Source organism: Arthrobacter sp. LAPM80, assembly GCF_046736435.1.
Lineage (GTDB): Bacteria > Actinomycetota > Actinomycetes > Actinomycetales > Micrococcaceae > Specibacter.
Genome location: NZ_JBCHVD010000001.1, coordinates 137,488 through 159,996 on the forward strand (window position 1 = coordinate 137,488; position 22,509 = coordinate 159,996).

18 protein-coding genes are annotated in these 22,509 nt (G+C 56.4%); 10 read left to right on the forward strand and 8 right to left on the reverse strand.

Going from position 1 to position 22,509, the window contains the following annotated elements; genetic code table 11:
* The first annotated feature begins 229 nt into the window (after positions 1-229).
* From glf to AAGW05_RS00610, 5 genes are all read left to right on the forward strand, one after another.
* A complete protein-coding gene (glf, locus tag AAGW05_RS00590) occupies positions 230-1,414 on the forward strand; it encodes a UDP-galactopyranose mutase (protein ID WP_411802520.1) in 1,185 nt (394 codons plus the stop codon).
* Entirely contained in the window at positions 1,411-3,429 is a 2,019-nt protein-coding gene (locus AAGW05_RS00595) for a glycosyltransferase (RefSeq protein ID WP_411802521.1), read from the forward strand. Before glf ends, AAGW05_RS00595 begins: the two co-directional genes overlap by 4 nt.
* Positions 3,430-4,299, forward strand: a complete 870-nt coding sequence (locus AAGW05_RS00600; protein ID WP_411802522.1) for an ABC transporter permease — start codon at positions 3,430-3,432, stop codon at positions 4,297-4,299.
* Position 4,300: 1 nt separating this feature from the next.
* Complete coding sequence (locus AAGW05_RS00605; RefSeq protein WP_411802523.1) at positions 4,301-5,065, forward strand: ABC transporter ATP-binding protein; 765 nt, start codon at positions 4,301-4,303, stop codon at positions 5,063-5,065.
* Between the two features lie 87 nt (positions 5,066-5,152).
* A complete protein-coding gene (locus AAGW05_RS00610; RefSeq protein WP_411802524.1) occupies positions 5,153-7,129 on the forward strand; it encodes a DUF6541 family protein in 1,977 nt (658 codons plus the stop codon).
* 85 nt (positions 7,130-7,214) lie between these two features.
* Here the strand turns inward: AAGW05_RS00610 and rfbA are convergent, their stop codons facing one another.
* On the reverse strand, positions 7,215-8,078 hold the full coding sequence (gene rfbA / locus AAGW05_RS00615) for a glucose-1-phosphate thymidylyltransferase RfbA (RefSeq protein WP_411802525.1): 864 nt from the start codon (positions 8,076-8,078) through the stop codon (positions 7,215-7,217).
* A 143-nt stretch (positions 8,079-8,221) separates the two neighbouring features.
* On the opposite strand from rfbA, the gene AAGW05_RS00620 reads away from it, so the two are divergent.
* From AAGW05_RS00620 to AAGW05_RS00630, 3 genes are all read left to right on the forward strand, one after another.
* A complete protein-coding gene (locus AAGW05_RS00620) occupies positions 8,222-9,415 on the forward strand; it encodes an acyltransferase family protein (RefSeq protein ID WP_411802526.1) in 1,194 nt (397 codons plus the stop codon).
* 349 nt (positions 9,416-9,764) lie between these two features.
* Entirely contained in the window at positions 9,765-11,390 is a 1,626-nt protein-coding gene (locus tag AAGW05_RS00625) for a hypothetical protein (protein WP_411802527.1), read from the forward strand.
* Between the two features lie 222 nt (positions 11,391-11,612).
* On the forward strand, positions 11,613-13,691 hold the full coding sequence (locus tag AAGW05_RS00630; protein ID WP_411802528.1) for an acyltransferase family protein: 2,079 nt from the start codon (positions 11,613-11,615) through the stop codon (positions 13,689-13,691).
* Positions 13,692-13,805: 114 nt separating this feature from the next.
* On the opposite strand, the gene AAGW05_RS00635 is transcribed toward AAGW05_RS00630, so the two are convergent.
* From AAGW05_RS00635 to AAGW05_RS00665, 7 genes are all read right to left on the reverse strand, one after another.
* Complete coding sequence (locus tag AAGW05_RS00635; protein ID WP_411802529.1) at positions 13,806-14,894, reverse strand: NAD-dependent epimerase/dehydratase family protein; 1,089 nt, start codon at positions 14,892-14,894, stop codon at positions 13,806-13,808.
* 51 nt (positions 14,895-14,945) lie between these two features.
* On the reverse strand, positions 14,946-15,833 hold the full coding sequence (locus tag AAGW05_RS00640) for a glycosyltransferase (protein WP_411802530.1): 888 nt from the start codon (positions 15,831-15,833) through the stop codon (positions 14,946-14,948).
* Between the two features lie 47 nt (positions 15,834-15,880).
* Positions 15,881-16,285, reverse strand: a complete 405-nt coding sequence (locus AAGW05_RS00645; protein ID WP_411802531.1) for a DUF2304 domain-containing protein — start codon at positions 16,283-16,285, stop codon at positions 15,881-15,883.
* A gap of 8 nt (positions 16,286-16,293) precedes the next feature.
* A complete protein-coding gene (locus tag AAGW05_RS00650; protein WP_411802532.1) occupies positions 16,294-17,037 on the reverse strand; it encodes a glycosyltransferase family 2 protein in 744 nt (247 codons plus the stop codon).
* Positions 17,038-17,114: 77 nt separating this feature from the next.
* Positions 17,115-18,107 (reverse strand): glycosyltransferase family 2 protein, encoded by a 993-nt coding sequence (locus tag AAGW05_RS00655; protein ID WP_411802533.1) that lies wholly within the window; start codon positions 18,105-18,107, stop codon positions 17,115-17,117.
* Positions 18,104-19,312, reverse strand: coding sequence for a hypothetical protein (locus AAGW05_RS00660; RefSeq protein ID WP_411802534.1), 1,209 nt, complete (start codon positions 19,310-19,312; stop codon positions 18,104-18,106). Before AAGW05_RS00660 ends, AAGW05_RS00655 begins: the two co-directional genes overlap by 4 nt.
* Positions 19,313-19,380: 68 nt before the next feature.
* Positions 19,381-19,866: a hypothetical protein gene (locus AAGW05_RS00665; RefSeq protein ID WP_411802535.1), complete on the reverse strand. Its 486-nt coding sequence runs from the start codon at positions 19,864-19,866 to the stop codon at positions 19,381-19,383.
* A gap of 225 nt (positions 19,867-20,091) precedes the next feature.
* Here AAGW05_RS00665 and rfbB point away from each other — a divergent pair, with 225 nt between their 5' ends.
* Positions 20,092-21,090, forward strand: a complete 999-nt coding sequence (rfbB, locus tag AAGW05_RS00670) for a dTDP-glucose 4,6-dehydratase (RefSeq protein WP_411802536.1) — start codon at positions 20,092-20,094, stop codon at positions 21,088-21,090.
* A gap of 2 nt (positions 21,091-21,092) precedes the next feature.
* Positions 21,093-22,502, forward strand: coding sequence for a sugar nucleotide-binding protein (locus AAGW05_RS00675; RefSeq protein ID WP_411802537.1), 1,410 nt, complete (start codon positions 21,093-21,095; stop codon positions 22,500-22,502).
* The last annotated feature ends 7 nt before the right edge of the window (positions 22,503-22,509 follow it).

Here is a 22,509-nt window from a genome sequence, read left to right on the forward strand (position 1 = left end):
CCGCAACCTGTTCCACGAGCGTAGGCACCCTGAAAGCGGCGGCGGGTTCCGGCGTCGTACATTGTGGGGACGGGGATCGCGGGCTGCCCCTGTGGAGGAAGCGGCGGCGCCGGACTATGTGAGGATGCCTACGTGGGAACCGGCAAAGGATAACGTTCGGGTAACCTAGGGGGATAGTCCGTGGCACTTTTGTGCCCGCTTATCGCTATCAAGCACCACAGGAGAGTTTGTGAACGCTGACCTGGTCGTCGTCGGTTCGGGTTTCTTTGGACTGACCATTGCAGAACGTGCCGCCACCGAGCTGGGATTGAAGGTGGCTGTCCTTGACCGCCGCCACCACATCGGCGGCAATGCCTACAGTGAGAACGAGGCACAGACGGGCATCGAGGTGCACCGCTATGGCGCGCACCTCTTCCACACCTCCAACGAGCGTGTATGGGAGTACGTGAACCGTTTTACGGCGTTCACCAATTACCAGCACAAGGTGTACACCGCCCACAAGGGCGAGGTGTACCAGATGCCCATCAACCTAGGCACCATCAACCAATTCTTCCGCTCGGCCATGGGCCCGGGTGAGGCGCGCGCGCTGATCCAGGAGCAGGCAGGCGAGTTGGCCGGGACCGACCCGAGCAACCTGAACGACAAGGGCATCCAGCTCATTGGCCGCCCCCTCTACGAGGCGTTCATCAAGCACTACACAGGCAAGCAGTGGCAGACGGACCCCAAGGACCTGCCGGCGTCGATCATTTCCCGCCTGCCAGTTCGCTACAACTACGACAACCGCTACTTCAACGACACCTACGAGGGTCTGCCGGTTGACGGTTACACCGCCTGGATTGAGCGGATGGCTGACCACCCGAACATCGAAGTGGTCCTGAACACTGACTTTTTTGACGACGGCGAATACTCGCGCAAGGCTGTCACCGGCCAGGTTCCCGTCATCTACACGGGCCCGGTTGACCGCTACTTTGACTACGCCGAGGGCGACCTCTCCTGGCGCACGATCGACTTGGAGCAGGAAGTACTGCCGATTGAGGACTTCCAAGGATGCTCAGTCATGAACTACCCGGATGAGGAGCAGAAGTTCACGCGCATCCACGAGTTCCGCCACTTCCACCCCGAGCGAGACTACACCAAGGACGCCACTGTCATCATGCGTGAATTCAGCCGCTTTGCCGAGAAGGGCGACGAGCCGTACTACCCGGTCAACACCAGCGATGACCGTAAAAAACTGCTCGCCTACCGCGACCTGGCCAACGGCGAAAACAACGTGTTGTTCGGCGGCCGCCTGGGCACCTACAAGTACCTGGACATGCACATGGCGATCGGTTCGGCGCTGAGCATGTACGACAACAAGATCAAACCGCACTTCACCGGTGGTGCGAAGCTGCAAAGCGGAGGGGTTGACGCGTGAGCGTGGCTGAAGAATTGGAAAGCACGACGGCGACACAAGAGTCCCGGCGGCGACGCACCCTACAGCGGGTCATCCTGCCCACGGACTCCCAGGTGGACACGGTTCCCCTGTATGTGGATTCCGGCACGGCCAGTGGCATCCGCCTGCGTGAAAACGATGAACTTGCCCGCAGCCCCAAGCTGCCCGAAGACAAGCTCCAGCTTTTTAGCTCCGGCGGCGCCAGCGTCCACTTCGACGACATTCTCTCCCGCCGGTCCATGACCGTTCGTGCCGGTGAGCAGATCTCCTTCGGCACCTACTTCAACGCTTTCCCGGCCAGTTACTGGCGCCGCTGGACCGATGTGCGCAACATCCGTCTGGAGGTCGTCACGACAGGCGGCGGTACGGTCACGGTCAGCAAGTCCAACTCCCGGGGATCGGCGCAGCACGTGGAAAGCGCCAGTGTCCATGGGGACACCACCACGGTCTTCGAACTGTCACTGGTACCCTTCGGCGACGGCGGCTGGTACTGGTTTGACCTGGCCGCAGGCCACGACGGCATGAGCCTCGTTGAAGCCCAGTGGACCCTCTTGGAGGAACCGCGCCCGGCAGGTCAGGTGACGCTTGAAATCACCACCATGAACAAGCCCGACTACTGCCTGAACAACGCCCGCATCCTAGCTGACAACCTTGACGCGCTCGAGAACGTCAAGGAAATCCTGATTGTCGACCAAGGTTCCAAGAAGGTGCGCGACGAAGCCGGCTTTGCCGAGGTCAGCGCCGCCTTGGGAGGAAAGCTTCGCATCATCGACCAGGGAAACCTGGGCGGTTCCGGTGGCTTTGCCCGCGGCATGTATGAGGCTGTGGAAAACGGCAGCGACTACGCCCTCCTGCTCGATGACGACGTCGTGGTTGAGCCGGAAAGCATCCTGCGCATGCTGGCCTTCGCCGATCATTGCAAGAATCCCACCATCGTGGGCGGGCACATGTTTGACCTGCACAATCGCAGCGTCCTGCACACTTTTGGTGAAGTCGTGGATCCGCACCGCATAGTTCCAGCCATACCGCACGCCGACATGGACATGCGCCACGACTTCAGTGTTGCCAACCTGCGCCAGACGTCGTGGTTGCACCGCCGCGTCGATGTTGACTACAACGGCTGGTGGATGTGCATGATCCCTACCGCCGTGATCAAGGAAATTGGCCTGTCCCTGCCCCTGTTTATTAAGTGGGACGACGCCGAGTATGGCTTGCGAGCGCGGGCGGCGGGGTTCGCCACGGTGTCCCTTCCCGGCGCCGCTGTCTGGCATGTGTCTTGGCTGGACAAAGACGACACGGTGGGCTGGCAATCTTACTTCCACGAACGCAACCGCCTGATCACCACGCTGATCTACAGCCCCTACCCCAAGGGTGGCCGTGTCCTGCGCGAGTCTGTGCAGGCAGACGTCAAACACTTGGTATCCATGCAGTACTTCACCGAGCACGGCAGGCTGGAAGCGCTCAAGGACATTTTCAAGGGCCCCGAGCAGCTGCACGATGTTCTTGCCACCAAGCTCCCCGAGATCAACGCCTTGCGCGCCCAGTACGCTGATGCGCAGCTGGAGGAAAACGTTGATGACTTCCCGGCGCCCATGTTGGGCCGTGGGCCCATGGGTGGGGAAGCCATCGGCATGCCGTTGAAGAAGGATCTTGTCTCCTGGGGCTTGAAAACCGTTGCGCGTCAGCTCATCAAGACCCCCGGCGCTGAAGCAGCAGTGCGCCCGCAGGGTGTTTTGGCGCACCGGGACAGCCGTTGGTTCAGGCTGGCCCACTACGATTCGGTGGTGGTCACCAACGCCGAAGGCACAGGCATGTCCTGGTACCGCCGCGACCCGAAGATGCTGCGCTCCATGCTGGCAGAATCTGCACGCCTGCACGTCCGCCTTGTCAAGGAATGGGACGAACTGGCCGAGCGCTATAGGAGTGCCGTGAAGGAGATTACCTCCATGGAAACGTGGAAGAAGACCTTCGATGAGCATTCAGCGGATGGCCGGTAAATGACAGTTGTTAAAAATGAGCTGACCACCCCTGGACAAGGGCGTGGTTTGCTGGGGGTCTACTCGAATAGATTCCTGCTCAAACTGCTGGTCCGCAAGGAAATCAAGGTTCGCTACCGCGGATCCGTGCTCGGTCTTTTGTGGTCGTATGTGAAGCCGCTCATGCAGTTCATGATTTATTTCGTGGCGCTGGGCATCTTCCTAAACCTGCAAAAAGCAACACCAAACTACGCGATCTACCTGTTCTCTGGCATTGTTCTGGTCAACTTTTTCACTGAGGCGTTGGGAAATTCCACCCGTTCAATTGTGGAAAACAGGGACCTGATCCGCAAGATTTATCTGCCGCGTGAACTTTTCCCGGTCTCCACTATTTGGGTTTCAGCGGCGCATTTTCTTCCGCAGGTGGTCATCTTGATTGGTGCTGCCCTGCTGGTGGGGTGGCAACCGTCCGCCTTCCAACTATTGGCTGCTATTGCGGCATTTATTGTTGTTGCCATTCTTGCCGCTGGACTGGGACTGCTCTTCGGCGCTGTCAATGTCTACTTCCGTGACTCGGAAAACATCGTTGACATGATCTTGATGGTTGTCACCTGGGCGTCCCCTGTGCTGTACGTCTGGACCATGGCACGGGACGCACTTGGTTCATGGTTCTGGATCTATCAGTTGAATCCGATGACGGTAGCGGTGGAGATCTTCCACTGGGCATTCTGGTACCCCACCCTGGGTGCTGACCGGGTTGGCATGGTGGAATTGCCACCCAACCTGATTGTCTTCTGGTTGCCTATTTCATTGTTGATTTCTCTGGCAGTCCTGCTCGGAGGCCAGCTCATCTTCCGCCGTCTCGCTGTCCATTTTGCCCAGGAGCTCTAGAATGCCCGTCGCTGAGACCGTCGCAGACAATATCGCCATCACCTGCCGCAACTTGCGAAAGATGTTCGTGCTGCGCAACACCCGCTCCATGAAGGAGTCGGTTGTGTGGCTCGTCAAGGGCCGCAAGGGTGATCTGTCCAAGCGCTTTGACGCTTTGCAGGACATCTCCCTTGACGTTGCTCAGGGTGAGACCGTTGCGCTGCTGGGCCTGAATGGATCCGGTAAGTCAACGCTCCTGAAACTGATTTCAGGGGTTCTGCAGCCTGACGGCGGGACCGTCCAGACCCGCGGCAGGGTGGCCGGGCTCATCGAAGTTGGTGCCGGCTTCCACCATGACTTGAGTGGACGTGACAACGTCTACCTCAACGGTGCCATTTTGGGCATGACGGAGAAGCAGATTGATACCATGTTCGATTCAATCGTTGAGTTCTCTGAAATTGGCGAGTTCATCGATACCGAAGTGAAGTTCTACTCCTCTGGAATGTACCTGAAGCTCGCGTTTTCAATTGCTGTGCATACGGACCCCGAAGTGTTCTTGATCGATGAGATTCTGGCTGTCGGTGACGAGCCGTTCCAGCGCAAGTGCATCAAGAAGATCAAGGAATTGGCCGCTGCCGGCAAGACCCTCTTTGTGGTCAGCCATGACCTGGATCTTGTGTCCACCGTCTGTGAGCGCGGTGTTCTACTGGAACACGGCAAGGTTGTCATGGATGGCGAGGTCCACGCGGTGGTCAAGGAACTGCGCAGGCGGTCTGAGGCCGCGTAGTCGGCCACAATTAGTTTCATTATTAGTTTTTTGGCTGCTGGGCATGGAGTTCGGCAGTCGTTATTGTTGCAAGGAAGCGGTGCTTGAGTGACCTGGTTGGAAGCTGTACCTTTGATATTGCTGGCGGGGGCAGTCTTTGTTGTGCCTGGTCTTGTTTTCTCCTTTGCGGTGCGGGTCCGTGGGCTGTCCGCCCTGCTGCTGGCACCGCTGTTCAGCGTCGCCCTAGCCAGTGTGCTGTCCCTGGTTCTGCCGATTGTTCACGTTAGATGGACGCCCCTTTCCTACGGAATCGGTGTCCTGGTTGTCTCGGCTGTCGCGTTCGGAGTCAAGATTGCCTTGGGACGAAAATGGCCTGATCCGGTATGGAAGCCACAGCGTAGGTCAGTAGTTATTGCCTCTGTTGCAGGATTGCTGGGTGCCGGCGTGCTAATCGCTGTGCAAATGGGCACCGCATTCATCACACCCGAGAATATCTCTCAGACCTTTGACAACGTTTTCCACCTCAACGCTGTGCGTTGGGCCATGGAGTCCGGAAACGCTTCGCCATTGAACCTAGGTGCATTCACAGGAATTAGTGCGTATCCTTCCGCCTGGCACGCAATGACAAGCCTTGTCGCTCTAGCGACAGGGGTGAGCATTCCTGTTGCCGTAAACGTTACAAATATCGCTATCGGCGCCATCGTCTGGCCTTTGGGCTGTTTGTACCTGGTCCAGCGGCTCGTGGGCCAGCGAGTTGTCGCCACTGTCATGGCCATGATCTTCGTTCCCGCCTTTACTGGCTACCCCCTTCTGATGATCGACTGGGGAGTTCTCTACCCCAACTTGCTCTCCATCGCGCTCCTTCCGGCAGCCATGGGACTAGCGTTTAGTGCCTTGGGTGTTGCCAAGGGTTACCGCCCCAGTACGCCGGTCGCTTGGCTCCTCGTCATCGTTTCTGTGCCCGCCGTCGCGGTTGCACACCCAAGCACGCTGATGGCGTTGCTGGTCTTTGTACTCCCTGCGGTCATCTTCCTTGGGTGGAACAGGGCTGCCCAGTTGCTGCCGCTAAATACCCCAGAGCGACGCCGTGGCCTCCTGGTGCTCGTAGGCATCGCAGTGGTCTCTGTCGTCGTCTTGGCAGTTGTATGGCGCAAGTTCCGGCCCCCCGTAGGGGCGGCTTCCTGGGGCGCGGTGGAAAGCCCGGCTCAGGCCATTGGCGAATTGTTCCTTGGTGGGGCCATGGGGCGTCCTGCGGCTGCTGTCATCGCCATTTGCATGGTGATTGGGCTCTTCAGACTGTGGATTACCCGCAAGCAACTTTGGGTTCTTGGAACTTTTCTTGTGGCCGGGATCTTGTTCTTCTACGCGGCTGGTCTTGACTTCAGCCCGCGCTGGTTCCTGACAGGTGTCTGGTACTACGACAGTTACCGTCTTGCAGCACTCCTGCCTGTTGCCATGCTGGGTCCGGCAGTCATAGGCGCCACATATCTGTGGGACGCAGCTCATCGAAAGATGTACGCAAACCGTCGTAAGAATGCGCTCACCGCTGCAACCACAGCACCCGTTCGGCCCCGGAAACGGTGGCCGGTGTACGTAGCAGGCGTGCTCGTTCTCGTATTCGCCACACAGTTCGGCGTGGTGACATGGGCCGTCAAAAAGGCGCATTTTACTTACATGTCGACGGCCACTGCTGGACTTCTGTCAACTGCTGAAACTGCACTGTTGAATCGTCTTGACCAGCATGTAGAACCGGGTGCTGTCATCGTTGGATTGCCGAGCAGCGGTGCAGCTCTCGCCTACGCTTTTTCGGGTAGGAATGTCCTCCAACCGCACATCCTCACAACTCATGGCGAAGATGTGGATATCGTCAATGCCGGACTGAAATCAGCGGGAGAATTTCCTTGGGTTTGTGACTCCGTCCGGCGCTTGAACATCAAGTATGTGCTCGATTTCGGAACAAGGACTGTCACAGGAACAATGCCTGGCTACGGCGGGGTTATGGACCTAGCGCCTTCCAAGACACTTGAACTCGTGGATCATGAAGGGACTCAAGCCAAGCTCTTCAAGGTCACCGCGTGCTGGTAGCGCCGTACTCCAATCCTTGAAAAGAGTTCCGCAAATGAGAAACGCCCCGGTCAAGTGACCGGGGCGTTTCTCATTGAGTGGGGGGCTAGGCTTCCAGGAGGGAAAGTAGGTAGGAGCCATATCCACTCTTCAACAGTGGTTCGGCGCGCTGACGAAGGTCGTCGTCCGTCAGGAAACCTTGTCGCCAGGCGATTTCCTCGGGGGCCCCGATCTTCAGGCCCTGTCGGCTTTCAACTGTGCGAATGAAATTCGACGCATTGTTGAGATCTTCAAAAGTCCCAGTATCCAACCAGGCCGTGCCTCGAGGCAGAATCTCCACCTGCAGTTTGCCTTGTTCCAGGTAGTGACGGTTGACGTCGGTAATCTCAAGTTCGCCTCTAGGCGAAGGCTCCAGTCCCTTAGAAATTTCCACCACGTCATTGTCGTAGAAGTACAGACCAGGAACCGCATAGTGGCTCTTCGGATTCGCAGGCTTTTCCTCGAGGGATATCGCCGTCCCAGCGCCATCGAACTCCACGACACCATAGGACTTGGGATCCTTCACCCAGTACCCGAAAACAGCACCGCCATCTACGTCCGCATGTCGGCGTAGTTGGGTCCCCATACCTGGACCGTAGAAAATGTTGTCACCAAGCACAAGAGCAACTGTGTCGCCGCCGATGTGATCTTCGCCAAGGATGAAGGCTTGGGCCAGTCCGTCGGGGGATTCCTGTTTGACGTAGCTAATTGATACGCCAAATTGGGACCCATCACCAAGCAGACGCCTGAATTGCTCAGCATCATGTGGTGTTGTCACGACCAAGATATCGCGGATTCCCGCAAGAATCAGCGTCGATAGCGGGTAGTAAATCATGGGTTTGTCATAGACCGGCACCAGTTGCTTGCTGATACCATGTGTAATTGGATGCAGTCTCGAGCCAGTTCCGCCCGCAAGGATAATTCCGCGCATAAAGCAATCATTGCCGCAAGCGATGGCAGAACGCAAACGCGGAGCCCGGCCGAGTTTGACGCGGCAAGCGTCGGGTCAACAAATGAAACCGATAACTTGACACTGCCGTTCCCTAGGTCACACGTTGGAAGATTAGGTACTCATTGAGCAGCAACACAGTGGTGAGCAATGCCGCGACGAAGATGTGGTTCGGCAAGGCTCTCAACCCGCGCAATAACAGCCTAAACCTTATAAGGTTGATTCTAGCGTTCGCTGTCCTCGTTCACCACAGTTGGCCGTTGACAGGGGCGCCGGGAGAGCTGGCCTTTTCTGGCGAAACGGTCGGTGGCTGGGCTGTTGCGGGATTCTTTGGCATCAGCGGCTACTTGATCACATCCAGTCGGTGGTCAAATGGGCTCGGACCCTATCTGGTGAACCGAGTGGCTAGAATCATGCCTGCGTTCTGGGTTTGCCTTCTGAGCATTGCATTCTTCTTTGCGCCCATTGGCTATCTCGTTGCGCACGGAACTCTGAACGGCTACTTCACCTCCCCTCACTCACCGCTGAACTTCCTTATCTCAAACGCGTTCTTGGAGATGCGTTTTTACGATATCGCCGGGACTCCGCTGAATGTTCCTTATGCAGGTGCTTGGAATGGCTCCCTCTGGAGTCTCTACTACGAATTTATTTGCTACCTCATCATCGCCGCACTGGGTATCTTCGCCATTGTTCGGCGGTCACGTTGGCCGCTGACCATTGCGTTCCTCTTGACTGTCATTGCCCAAGCCAATGTTGGGACGATTAATCGGCTCACGAATGACAACTTTGATGTCGTCCTGCTCCTGGGACTTCTCCCATTCTTTTTTGCTGGTTCAGTACTTTTCGTATGGAAGGACAAGATCGGGTTCCACTGGCTGCCTGGAATCCTGTCGCTACTGATAGCCTTTGTCATCTCATCAGCCATCCCAACGTGGGGTGTTCAGGCTTCAGCATTGTTTGTGGCCTACGGCATTCTTTGGCTCTCCACGGTGCTGAAGCAGCCCCTGCTGATCGCCAAGAATGACATCTCCTACGGTGTCTACATTTATGCTTTTGCTGTCCAGCAATTGCTCGCAGTTTTCGGTACCCAACATTGGGGAATTTTGTGGTTCAGCGTGGCAGCGGCCGTACTGACTGTTCCCTTCGCAACGGCGAGTTGGCTCTGGGTGGAGCGCCCCATCATGCGTCGAGTTCGAGGTTCACGGACCAAGAAGGTGCCTGCTGTCGAAAACGCAGCACCTACACCGATAAGTGATGCAGCCGCCAGCGTCGCCAGCGTGGAGTCTGCAAAGGTGAAGGCTGGTCCCGTTGTTGGCTGAGGCAGCGCCTAGCGCGAATGCCGCCAGTAGGCCCAAGCATGTCAACGCGCCACCTGGCCGAGGGGTACTGCTTGCGGCTGCCATCTTGGCGCTGTTGGCTTTTGCGCTCACCGTGACACTTCGCCTCGCTGGAATGCTCTACGGGAGCTGGGTCCTAGTCGTATTCGGAGCCCTGCTAGTTCTCGTTCCCGTATCCAAACATTTTTCTGGGCGGATTCTATGGACGCTCTCGGTTGTCTTTGGATTTGTGCCGCTCCTTTGGTGGATACCCGTCGATTGGCCGCAAAGCAGCCGATCCACCGGACTGCTTGCGATACTGGCGGCAGCAGTCGTATTTTCTGCTGTGTGGATGGCATCAACACCCGGCGGCATTCGCCGCATGCTGCCTGAATTCCGTGCACTGGATATGGCGCCGCTTCTCGCTGCTGTGGGTGGCGTCTTCGTGAACTTGCAGGCCCTGACGGTCCGTCGGGTGGAGGATGCGATGGCATTGCTTCTGATGTCGTGGGACAACGCCTCACATTTCAACATCTTCCACATGCAGCGCATTCACGGAACGGTCCTGCCTCTTGCCGGACAGTCGTCCGACGCTAGCAGGTGGGCACTTTCCGATTATCCGCAGGGCTTCCACAGCGTGATGGTCTTGCTTTCGGAAATGGCACGCAGCACGCCCCCGGATGTGTGGAAGGCCGAGGTCGTTACTTTTTCCAATTTCTCAGCGATCATGAATATCTTGATTGTTGTACTTGTCATCTCAGCCGTTTGCTCGCTGCCCTCCTTGCGCCGGTCCCCAGTCGTGGGCTTCCCCATTGCAGTCTTCGTGGCGAGCGGCTGGCTGTTCGGGTTTGGCGCCTTGGCATCAATGCATGGATTCTCAAATTTCCTGTTCACCGCGGCCATGGTTGCAGCAGCAATCGTTCTAGGCCAGTCAATGACACGCGTTTTGGATCCCATTCCGCTATTTGCGGTTGGTGCGTGTGTTTCAGCCGTAATGCAAAACTGGGTACTGCTCGGCGTTTTCCTGATTCCAAGCGTCCTGGCCGTACTGCTAGTCACGCCCAAGGGACGTTGGAAGATGAGCCCACGGGACATCCTCATTGCGCTCCTGATGCTTGTGCTTGTTACCTTCTCCGCAGTTACTGCTGCCGGTCAACTTTTGACTGTCAAAGCGGATTCGATTCTCTATGCCACAGGCGGCGTTCCTCCTTTGGATTTCGGCTTGCTCCTTGCCCTACTCGGCATTCTTGGTTGCGCGGGGATAGTTCTCATAGGCAGGAACGGAGGGCTCCACGATGACGTTCGCAGAATCAATTGGAGCCTGAGCGCAATTTGGGTGGGAGTGATTGTTGCCGTTGGCATGGGAATTGCCCAAGTAGTGAAGAATGGCACCCTGAGCTACTACATGATTAAGTTCTCCATCGCGCTTTCACTGCTGGTGCTGCTGGGCATTGCATTGGCCACGGCCGGTCTCCTAGGCCGCCGGCAAGAGACGAGTGATAGAGCGCCAACCAAAAATCCGAAGAAGATGATCGCAGCAAGTGTTGTGGCATCATTGGGACTCACTCAATTTTTCGGATTCATTTTCCCGCTCCAGGAGATGGGAATGCCAGCATCGGCAGAGTCTGGAATCACGACGGCCAGGCAGGAAACTTCCCTCAAGGAGGGGTCCATGGCCGGCGGCCGACTTCTTCAAGCTGTCAGGGACAGCGAGGGCTTAGTAGGCCCTGTGATGTACTTGACCACTAATCCCGGTGAAGTCGATCCCATCTTGGCGCAACAGTGGTTTGACTCATTGCGAGCTAGCTACTCAGAACATTCCTGGAACCTCTCCCTGAATATGTTCCCCCTTAGCCATGGCATCGATAGCTTGCGGCCGGTGGTGCTGGCCATTCGCGAGGAGGATCCCAAAGCGCAGATAGTGGTCGATCCGGAGAACCAGGAAGCCTTAGACCTAGTCTTGGCAGAGATTGGTTAAGCTCTTCCACATCAAAATTGCGCTTTGACTAGCCGCACAAGTTGACTCGAGGCACAAGTCACGTGGAGGCGCGGATACTGCATGGCACAATGAGCTGCGCTCGTCCGTGCGTCGTGTGTGAGACTTGTCCCTTTAGATGAACATTTGATAACGAATTGATAGAGTTGAAGAGGGGGATCAGTGCCGCTGTGCGGCAACGAAATAATCCAGAGGTATCAATTTATGACTCAAAGCACCATGGAAACGCTCAAATCCAAGGAGAGGGACGTTGCGTCGAGGCGACGGCCGGACTCGAGCACCTCTGGACGAAAGTTCCTTCCCGAAGTACAGGGATTGCGTGCCTTGGCGGTGCTCATGGTGGTTACCTACCATGTATGGTTTGATCGGATTTCCGGTGGCGTTGATGTCTTTTTGCTCATCTCAGCATTCCTATTGACTGGTCAGTTCACTCGAAAATTGGAGGCTAGCCGCCCCCTTGAACTGTTCAAGCATTGGGCTCACCTTTTCAAACGACTACTTCCGCTGATTGCGCTCACTTTGCTGGCCACGCTAGTAGCGGCACGCGTTTTCCTCCCTGAAACGCGATGGGGCAGCATATTTGGGCAAACGTGGGCATCCCTTTTCTACTACCAGAACTGGTTCCTAGCATCAGAATCTGTTGACTACTACGCCACCCAGCACAGTGTGGCTAGCCCCCTCCAACACTTCTGGTCCCTGTCCATCCAAGGGCAGATCTTCATACTGTGGCCCCTAATTTTTGCTCTCGCGGCATTCCTTGTACACCGCTACAGACTCCGGGTCAGGGGTTTGCTCATCATGATGTTCGGGGCCATTTTCCTTGGATCCTTGACGTTCTCCATCATCACCACCGCGAACAGTCAGGCCTTTGCCTATTTCGATACGCGTACACGCCTTTGGGAATTTGCCCTCGGCTCGCTGCTTGCCTTGCTCTTGCCCTACTTCAAGTTCAATAGAGCTACGCGCATTATTCTGGGGTGGCTGGGCGTCGTAGCAATGCTGTCGTGCGGCATTATTTTGCAGGTCGGCCAGCAGTTCCCCGGCTACATGGCTTTGTGGCCCACCCTTGCAGCAGCTTGTGTCATTGTTGCTGGATCGACAGACAGCAAGAGCGGAGCCGACAGGTTCCTGAGCTGGCCGCCACTGGTAAAACTAGGAGACAGCTCCTATGCCCTGTACCTTTTCCACTGGCCCATGCTGGTTGTCTACCTCGTTGCGTCGGGGAGAGAGAGCGCCGGTCCGGTATCCGGGCTTATAATAATCGCTTCCTCAATCGCTGCTGCCTTGTTGGCCACTAAGTACATTGACGCACCACTGCGACGCAATAAGTGGATTGCGCAGAAGAGCCGCAGGGCAGTGATCGTCATTCTTGTCTGTATCTCAGTTGTTGCCGCACCGTTGTTCGCGTGGCAGGGGAAAATGAATGCCGACGCCGCGGCAGCAAATTCTCAAGCAGCCAAGAATAACCCCGGGGCGGCGGCACTATTACCTGGTTTTGTGGATGACGCGGCAAAGGATGCCGTATTGCTGCCCCTGAAGACAGCTCTTCCTGATGATTGGCCCAAATTTATTGGCGGCGATTGCCATTTGGATGGTCAAGAGCTTCTCAATTTATGCAACAACGGAATCACCGACGGATCGAAATCAATCGTCATCCTCGGTAGTTCACATGCGCATGTTCTCAATACCCCGATTCTAGAGATCGCTGCCAAGAACCATTGGAATGTCACGTCGCTGACTAAAGGTTACTGCCCCTTGGGGGAGGACGTGTCGGCAGGAATCTCAGAGAGTTGTGCAGCCTTCAATGTAGCGACCTTGGCACAGGTTCTTGAGATGAAACCTGACGTTGTAGTGACGACAAGTACGCGCACCAATGTCCTCGGTGAGGTCACCGAACAACTTGACCAGTCGTGGATAGATACGGCTGAACGGTTGAACCGTGCCGGAATCAAGGTCGTGGCTCTGCGGGACACCCCGCGCATGCCGCAGGTTGTGCCTGATTGCCTTGAGGTATCGCCCACTGACTTTGTCGGCTGCGGTGCGAAGAAAGCCGATTTGTATTCCGAAGTCTCGCCTACAGACGCAATTGCGACGAGCCTTCCGGACACCAAGTTTCTGGACCTCACGGACTACTTCTGTGATGCGACTGTGTGCCCCGCCGTTATCGGAAACGTCATTGTGTACAAAGATGACAACCACGTCACTCGAACCTATATGCACACCATGACACCGATCTTTGAGGAGGCTCTCCGTGACGCGACTGGCTGGGACATGGCAAAGTAAGTCCACTGCCCGCTACAGATAGTGCGCGTCAGCCACGCAGAGGCCCCCGCAGGGCAAGTGAAAGCCCCGCACACCATCTGGTGTTGCGGGGCCTTTCGTTGGCTATGTGGCTGCCTATGCGGGCTTCACATCCGGCTGAACATCAATCCAGTCAGCAAGACGCACGATTCCCTGCTCGAGGTTGTATCGCGGTGCCCAGCCAAGAACGCTCTTGGCTGCGCTGATATCGGCCCATGCATGACGGACATCCCCCTGGCGGTACTGGCCAGTTACATGCGGCGCGGGAGCCGCGTAGCGGGCTGCGATGGTTTCAGCTGCTGTCCCAATTGTCTGGAACTCCCCGGAGCCGATATCCAACGGGGTTGGGTGGGTTTGCGCAGAGACCGCGCCTGCGACGATCGCCGAAGCCACGTCGTCAATGAGGATGAAGTCGCGGCGGACATTGCCGTCCTCATAGAGAGGGATGGAACGCCCACCCATGGCCATGCGGCAGAACAGGCTCATGATTCCCGTGTAGGGGTTGATTAGGGACTGTCCCGGTCCGTAGACGTTCTGGAGGCGCAGGATTGCAGTCTCCACGCCGTAAGACTTTGCCCAAGCCTGGAGGATGTTCTCCTGAGCAAGCTTAGTAGCACCGTAAACACTAACTGGCGCTGGGAATACTTCAGCAGCGTTCATGGCAGTCGGTTCGGCTCCCGCGAAATCCCATTCAGCCTTGTCCAATGTTTCGCTGGTTCGCTGACCTGGGTAGAAAAGCTTCCCGTCTTCCTTGCGCCAGGCACCCTCGCCGTACACAGCTCTGCTAGAGCTAAGGACAATGCGGCGGGGGAGCGTCTTGTTCCGGATGAATCCGTCAAGAAGCTGTGAGGTGCCCACAACATTGACGTGTGTGTGGCGCGTAGCCTCTTCGAGGGACTGTCCAGTTCCAGTCTCGGCTGCCAAGTGGATGACAACATCGGGATTCACCTCGGGGAGTACACGATCCCACGTTGCGGAGTCAGTGATGTCTGCTTCGATGAGTTCGACGCCGTCGGCCAAACCTAAGGGACGTTCACCTGATTCATGGATCTGAGGATGGAGATTGTCAACCACCACAACTCTGTTGAATGACCGGAGTAAGGATTCAGAAATGGCGCATCCAATGAATCCTGCACCGCCGGTGACAAGGACGGTTTCCATCCGCTTTTCGGGGGAATTTTGCATTGTAAGTTTCTTTCTTGAAGAGATTACGAAGCCAATAGGAGAAAGTCGGTGCTAAGACCAGAAGGCGTGCCGTGCCAAGATGCCAGCCGCCTTCGTGTCACCTGTACGGAGCGCCTTGGGGACCAACACGAGAGCGTGCGCCCTTGAGGTAAGACGAAGCTTTGCGGCACGTTCGGCCTTAGTCCACCCAATTTCGCGTGCTTGGCTCGCCGCCACAGCGAAGTAGTCGCGTTCACCTACAAAGCGGGAACCATCAGTCAATTTGGATGACGATGCGCTGTTCGAGTGCCTGCGGTACGCGAAGCAGACAGTGGGTTCGATGAGCAACTGGTCACCGGCGTAGATCATATCCATGATCAGGGCCAGATCTTGGATGATGGGGAAGCCATCACGGAAGTCGACAGCCTTCATGCGATCTGTCCGGAATGCTAAAGCAGGCCAGTAGAGCCAGTCGCCATGCATGAGGTTTGTAGCAATGTATTCGCCTGAAAGCAGCTGCGGGCCGTTGCCATGGGGGCGCACCACGCGTTGCTTTATGGTGTCAACAACCGTGTTAACAACGGCGCTGTTCTCATCAATGACCTGAACGCCGGGCTGAATCACTGCAGCGCTAGGGAAGCGCTTGTGTGCGGCAGAAATCGTTTCCACGTAATTAGGCAGCAATACATCGTCACAGCCAAGGATGACCATGACTTCTTCTGTGGCAAGTCCGACGCAGGTGCGGTAGTTCTCAGTGATACCGGCGTTCACCTCTTTGCGGATGTACTTGATTCGGTCGTCGTTCAAACCGGTTACGAATTCTTGTATTTCCATGTCCGGATAGGCGTCATCCACCACAGTCAGCAACCAGTCGTCGCTATTTTGCGCCAAAACGCTATTGACTGTTTCCTTCATGTAGCCGGGGTCTCCCCAGTAGGGGATAAAAATGTCCAATGGCATTGTGGTGAGTCTCTTTCTCCCCTTCAACTAGGGGAAGCCTGATAGGCCTATTCTTCGTTTTGGGGTGAATCGTGTGTGGGCAACTGAACCGACTGAGTGCTAAGCGCATCGACTCTGAGCTCGAGGCTTTCAATCTGGGCTCGAAGGATTGCGGCTTCCTCTGCAAGGACACGAGTTTCGTCTTCCACGACCGAAATTTCCCATGAAAGGTGCAGGCAAACTCCCAAAGCCAAGACGATGCTCATGGCAAAGAGCAAATTCGAGGGCACTTGCACGTTCAATGCCTGGGCAACAAACTCGAGCAAACGCGGAAATGCAGCCAAGACGAGCATGGCCAGGCCAACAACTAGCCACAGCGTTGCGTACTTCTCACGGATCTTTTTTCTGCGCAGCAAATCGAGAACGATCAGGACCAGGCCAAGGGAGAGTATGAATGCGACGAGAATAGACATTGTCAAATTCACCCTACTTCTGAATCGATAGTGGCCAGCCGTGACGGCTTTCTGGTGAGCGCAAAGCACAAGGCAAAGAAACTTCGGCCCAGATAGATGGCCGCCTTGAGCGGGTTGTGACTGGGCGTCCCTGCCTGCCTGGCCCGCATTTCCACCGGAACCTGGGTCACTCTGCAGCCCGACCTGATGGCAACCACCAAGGAGTCGATCGTGTCGCCGAGATACTCCGCAGGATAGTGATCTAGGTACTGCGCAATGCCGCGCCTATTGGCGGCACGGAAGCCTGAGGTGACATCTGTCAATCGTGTCGTGGCAAGGCTGGAGATCGTCTTTGCCAGGAATACCATGGCCCACTTTCGAGGACCGCTGACGGTGTAGTTGCCCCTATCGGCGAATCGTGCACCGATGGAGATATCGGCGTTCTTGAGCCCGTCAAGGACGATGGCGATGTCCTTGGGATCATGTTGACCGTCAGCGTCGACCTGAATGACAGCGTCATAGTCGTTGCGGCTGGCGTACTTGAAACCGGCACGCATGGCTCCACCAACACCCAAATTGAACGGCAGTCGGAGCACCGTGGCCCCAGCATCGGCAGCGACCAAGGCCGTGTCGTCCGTAGATCCATCATCAACAACGAGGATGTCGTATTTTTCCGGACGGGCAAGTACTTCGCGGACAGTGTTGCCTACAGCTAGACCCTCGTTCCAAGCGGGCATGATCACGAGTACGCGTTGTGGAAGTGGAGGGGTCATGGCTTCTAATCTATACCAATCAAGTTCAAGGGAATGAGGTCACGAGTGCAAAGCTGGCGGTGCAAGTAGGGCTTGGTCTAGTTCAGACCATAACTGTTGGCTGAATGCCGAAGGTAGATCTTTGCAAATGTGTTTGGGGCCACTTTTAGCAACACTGCGGCGGCAGCAAACTTGGGTTTCACAGTAGCTGCTTTGAGAATTAATGGCAGTCTCAGGGATCGTCTGCAATCATCAACTGTTGTGCGGGCGGCCGGCTGGTTCTTAAGTTTCATGATGGCACTCTGTGCCACGATCATGGTGATCAGAACGCGCATCGAGGCGTAGAACCGCCCGTAGTTTCCTGTCCTGTACTTCTTAGGCAGCAGTTCTTCCAAGTCTGCCAGAGCCAGGCCTGTGTCGTCCTCGGTAGGGATACGGCCCCACGTCAGGGATCCAGTCGAGATGTAGTAGCGATGCAACGGAGTCTGAATGCTCCGAACTTTTCGCGCACGGGGGTACAAAATAATATTGACAGTCATATCCTCGAAACGGGTCGAGCCCAGGGGGTACCTGACCCCCTCGAAGATGGACCTGCGGTAGACCTTATCCCAGGTAAAGGGGAAAATCTTGTCTACCATGGCAGCTTTCATAGCGTCAACGCCTGATAATTCACCAACAAATTCACTGTGTCGTGGCATCTCACTGCCGTCCGTACGGATCACAATATGCCCGCCGATGGAGATATCCACTTCGTCGTCTAGATTTTTTAGATGTTCTTCCAAAAAATTCGGAATGAACTCGTCGTCCGCGTCGAGGAAAGTGACAAAGGTGCCTGTCGCGGCGTCCAAACCAACATTTCGAACACCTGAGAGGCCAATGTTGGCTGGCAAGTCAATGATTCGAATCCTCGTATCATTGCTTCGCTCCAGCATCATTTGGGCTATCGCCAACGAGTTGTCAGTGGATGCATCATTGACAACGATGAGCTCGAAATCGCCATTGGACTGATGCAGGACGCTATCGATCGCGCGTTGGAGAGTCTCCGCTACATTAAATGACGGCATAATGATGGAAAATTGAGGGTTTTTCACAGCGCTTCAGTCGTCTCCGTGGTTGATAAGACAGGAATACTAGGCTTGCCGGTGGTGGCTATTCCAACGGCGTGGATGAGGGCGCCGACTATTGGTCCAACGGAGAGACTCAGGATCACCGTTGCTTCCAATGGTAGGGGCAGCAGGAGCATTGTGGCAGCGGCGACTGTGGCGATAATCCAACCCGCTAAATAGAGCTTGTGACGGCCCAGAGCCATTGCCGATGTCCCAGTTAGGGTCAAAACGGCCAACAGAGCCGCATCGAGGGTAAGGGCACCAAGGATCCATCCTGATACAGAGTAATCGGCTCCAAAAATGAGCATGAGGCTCGGCCCAACGAGGGCTGCCGCAGCGGAACCGATGACGCCCAAGAGCATGATGACGGCCAACGGCTTTGCCAGCACTTGGTAGGCCGGGCGAGATGAGTTGATGAGAGCTGTCATGACGACGCCCTGAAAGGCCTGCAGTGGAATCATTATTGGCGCGCGAGTCAGAGAAATTGCCAATAGCAGGGGGGCTGCTTTGGCGAAATCGGAGGGCTCGGCTACAAACTTAATCACTGCCGGGAAACCAGTGATCAGAACCGCCGATGCAGCGGCCGTGGCGATGGCGAGAGAGCACTGGATGAGGTAACGGCGTACCCCAACATCTGCTCTTGCGCCGACAGCTACACGCCCTGCTCTGGAAAACACGGCAAAAAAGAGCCAGACCAAGGTTCCGCTCAGGACCGCAAACTCGATCCCGGCAAGACTGCCGAAAACTAGGGCTGCTAAGGCAGTCGTGGCAAGCCGGATAATCGCCTCAGTGCCTGAGAGCACAGAGTAAGTTGTCCATTCCTCGGCGCCCGAGGTTGCACCTGCCAGTCCAACATGACCGGCATACAGGAGGACGGCCAGCCCGATGGCAATCCACAAGAAGGGGTGGGCATAGGGTATGAGTGTGGGCATCCACCAAGGGCTGCTCGAAGTTACCAAGAGGGCAATAACTAATCCCATTATGATTGACATCGCCAGCACGGGTGCGCCACGTTCATGGGAATGATAGGCATTCATTGCCCGTGACTTCACAGCGCGTGTGGCCTCGGCCATGAGCCCTGTCAAAGCTCCGAAAAGTCCGAGAATCACACCCCAGAACGCCAGGAAGTTGGCGTTGTCTGCCGTGGACAAAGTGTGTGATGAAACAAAGAGGACCAGATACCCGCTCAATGCCGCAACAATGGAGGACAGTCCAACTGCGGATAGTCCACCTCGGCGACTAGATTTCAAGGGTGACACTAGGCCCCTGTGCCAATGAGGGGCGTGACTTTATCCCACGTTTTGACGTTGCATACGTTGTTTCGCATGAAGGAAACACGGACGTGCTTGCCGTTGGAGATGCCGAAAACGTCAGCAATATTTTGGTTGCCCGTACCCGTGCACACTTTCGAATCTTCGGGTTTCGGTTCCGAGTGGAGAATGCTCTGTGAGTCCTGGACAACAGCGCATGCAGCATCACCGCCAACAAAATTCGTGCCAGCTACGGCAGTTACGCCAGTGCAGTACAGTTCGCGGGTTGAGACTTCCATGGCATTGCCATCGAGTATGGTGATTGTCAACTCAGTGTCGACAGCAGCTGCGGGTTTCGGATACGAAACGTCAACTGGTGAGGCTGGAGGAGAAGCATCGACTGAGGCCTGACTGCTGGTGTCTGCGATGGTACACCCGGAAACTAGAAATGCTCCGGCAATAAAAAGGACACTACTTGTCCAGATTTTCTTCAAAGTGATCCTCCATATGATGCGTGACAAGACTACACCACCTGTCTGCGCCATTTCTGGGAGCAGATTTGCGCAGATGAGTGAACTTGTACAACTTGGCGGGTCTGCACTGTCCTTGCGCAACTGTCTCCCGTTGCCGCATGCACGCGGTCCTTCCTTCCGCTGGCTCCCTTGCCAAGGCCTATGCAGATGCCGAGCGCCTGTCATGGTTGCCCTTATGCTGGAAATATGCGAAATCTCCTTGTAACCGGTGGTGCCGGGTTCATTGGTTCCAACTTTGTCCATTACGTCCTTGAAAACACCGACATGCATGTGACGGTTCTGGATAAGTTAACGTATGCCGGCAATATGGCTTCCCTGGAGGGGTTGCCTGCCGATCGCTTCACCTTTGTCCAAGGAGATATTTGCGACGCCGCACTTGTTGATTCACTGGTGGGCGCCACTGATGCTGTCGTTCATTACGCGGCTGAGTCGCACAACGACAATTCGTTGCATGACCCGCGCCCGTTCCTGGATACGAACATCATCGGCACCTACACGTTGATCGAGGCTGCCCGGAAGCACAATAGGCGTTTCCATCACATCTCCACGGATGAGGTCTATGGGGACTTGGAACTCGATGATCCGCAGCGGTTCACCGAATCCACCCCCTACGCACCCTCGAGCCCGTACTCCTCGACGAAGGCCAGCTCGGATTTGCTGGTGCGTGCCTGGGTGCGTTCCTTCGGCTTGCAGGCCACCATCAGCAACTGCTCCAATAACTACGGCCCTTACCAGCACGTGGAGAAGTTCATACCGCGCCAGATCACCAATGTGATCGATGGCATCCGTCCCAAGTTGTACGGCAAGGGCGAGAACGTGCGCGACTGGATCCACGCGAACGATCACTCTTCTGCCGTGCTGGCGATCCTGGAAAAGGGCCGCATCGGCGAGACGTACCTGATTGGTGCCGACGGGGAGAAGAACAATAAGGACGTTGTTGAGCTGATCCTCACACACATGGGATTGCCCGCCGACGCGTACGACCATGTTATTGACCGTCCCGGCCATGACCTGCGCTACGCGATCGAATCGGATAAGTTGCGCATGGAACTGGGCTGGCGTCCGTCGTTCGCGAACTTCGACGCGGGCATTGAGGACACCATCAAGTGGTACCGAGAGAACCAGGCCTGGTGGCGTCCGCAGAAGGCTGCGACCGAAGCGAAGTACAAGGAACAGGGCCAGTAGGAATGACTATCGAGTTCTCCAAAACACTCAGGGCAACGACCACCCCGATTCCCGGTGTGGTCCTGTACGATCTTCCCGTCCACGGCGACAACAGGGGCTGGTTCAAGGAAAACTGGCAGCGCGAGAAGATGCTGGCGCTGGGGCTGCCCGATTTCGCCCCGGTGCAGAACAATATCTCCTTCAACGAAAAAGCCGGCACCACCCGTGGGATCCATGCTGAGCCGTGGGACAAGTTCATTTCCGTGGCCAGCGGCAAGATCTTCGGTGCCTGGGTTGACCTGCGCGAGGGTGAATCCTTCGGTGCTGTCTTCACGGCCGAGCTTGACCCGTCCCAAGCGATCTTCATTCCCCGGGGCGTGGGAAATGCCTTCCAAACCTTGGAAGACACCACCGCGTACACATACCTTGTGAACGACCACTGGTCAGCGGACGCGCAGGGCCAGTACACCTTCTTGAACCTCGCCGATGAGAGCGCAGCGATTGCCTGGCCCATCCCGTTGGAACAGGCCGAACTCTCCGATAAGGACAAGGCCCACCCACGCCTGGCCGACGTCACGCCCATGCCTGCAAAGAAGATCCTGGTCCTGGGTGCCGACGGACAGTTGGGCAAGGCACTGCGTGCGAGCTACTGCGGCAACGAAACCGTGGAATTCGTGACCCGGAAGTGCTTTGACCTGACCGCCGAAGCGTCCTACAGGGGCAGGAACTGGAAGAACTACTCCACGATCATCAACGCGGCCGCTTACACCGCCGTGGACACTGCCGAAACACCTGAAGGGCGCAAGTCGGCGTGGGCCATCAACGTCACCGCGGTGGCGAACCTTGCCAAGGTTGCCGCAGCGCACGGGATCACCCTGGTGCATGTCTCCAGCGACTACGTCTTCGATGGCACCCTTGAGCTCCACGACGAGGACGAGGCTCTGAGCCCGCTGGGAGTGTATGGCCAGTCGAAGGCTGCCGGAGACGCAATCGTGGCCACCGTGCCGCGCCACTATATCGTGCGCACCAGCTGGGTCATCGGGGAGGGGAACAACTTCGTGCACACCATGGCGTCCTTGGCCGGGCGCGGCATCGCCCCGGCCGTGGTCAATGACCAGGTGGGCCGGTTGAGCTTCACCGAAGACATTGCCGAAGGCATCCAACACCTCATCGAAACAGGCGCTAACTTCGGTGTATACAACCTCAGTAACGACGGTGAACCCCAAACCTGGGCGGACATTGCCGCGGACGTCTACGAACTCACAGGCCACAGCCGAGACGCTGTCACCGGCGTCAGCACGGAAGAATACTTCAAGGGCAAGGACGCAGCACCCCGGCCCCTGCACAGCACCCTGGACCTGAATAAAATCAAGGCCACGGGATTCACCCCCGCCTCCGCAGCCGAGCGCTTGCGCGAGTACTTGGACAAGTAGAAATGGA

What these genes read in the sequence shown, in the direction of transcription:
- AAGW05_RS00600 (WP_411802522.1), top strand. Translation starts at nt 3,430, where the DNA reads ATGACAGTTGTTAAAAATGAGCTGACCACCCCTGGACAAGGGCGTGGT.
- AAGW05_RS00605 (WP_411802523.1), top strand. Translation starts at nt 4,301, where the DNA reads ATGCCCGTCGCTGAGACCGTCGCAGACAATATCGCCATCACCTGCCGC.
- rfbA (WP_411802525.1), bottom strand. Translation starts at nt 8,078, where the DNA reads ATGCGCGGAATTATCCTTGCGGGCGGAACTGGCTCGAGACTGCATCCA.
- AAGW05_RS00625 (WP_411802527.1), top strand. Translation starts at nt 9,765, where the DNA reads ATGGCATCAACACCCGGCGGCATTCGCCGCATGCTGCCTGAATTCCGT.
- AAGW05_RS00630 (WP_411802528.1), top strand. Translation starts at nt 11,613, where the DNA reads ATGACTCAAAGCACCATGGAAACGCTCAAATCCAAGGAGAGGGACGTT.
- AAGW05_RS00635 (WP_411802529.1), bottom strand. Translation starts at nt 14,894, where the DNA reads ATGCAAAATTCCCCCGAAAAGCGGATGGAAACCGTCCTTGTCACCGGC.
- AAGW05_RS00640 (WP_411802530.1), bottom strand. Translation starts at nt 15,833, where the DNA reads ATGCCATTGGACATTTTTATCCCCTACTGGGGAGACCCCGGCTACATG.
- AAGW05_RS00645 (WP_411802531.1), bottom strand. Translation starts at nt 16,285, where the DNA reads ATGTCTATTCTCGTCGCATTCATACTCTCCCTTGGCCTGGTCCTGATC.
- AAGW05_RS00650 (WP_411802532.1), bottom strand. Translation starts at nt 17,037, where the DNA reads ATGACCCCTCCACTTCCACAACGCGTACTCGTGATCATGCCCGCTTGG.
- rfbB (WP_411802536.1), top strand. Translation starts at nt 20,092, where the DNA reads ATGCGAAATCTCCTTGTAACCGGTGGTGCCGGGTTCATTGGTTCCAAC.
- AAGW05_RS00675 (WP_411802537.1), top strand. Translation starts at nt 21,093, where the DNA reads ATGACTATCGAGTTCTCCAAAACACTCAGGGCAACGACCACCCCGATT.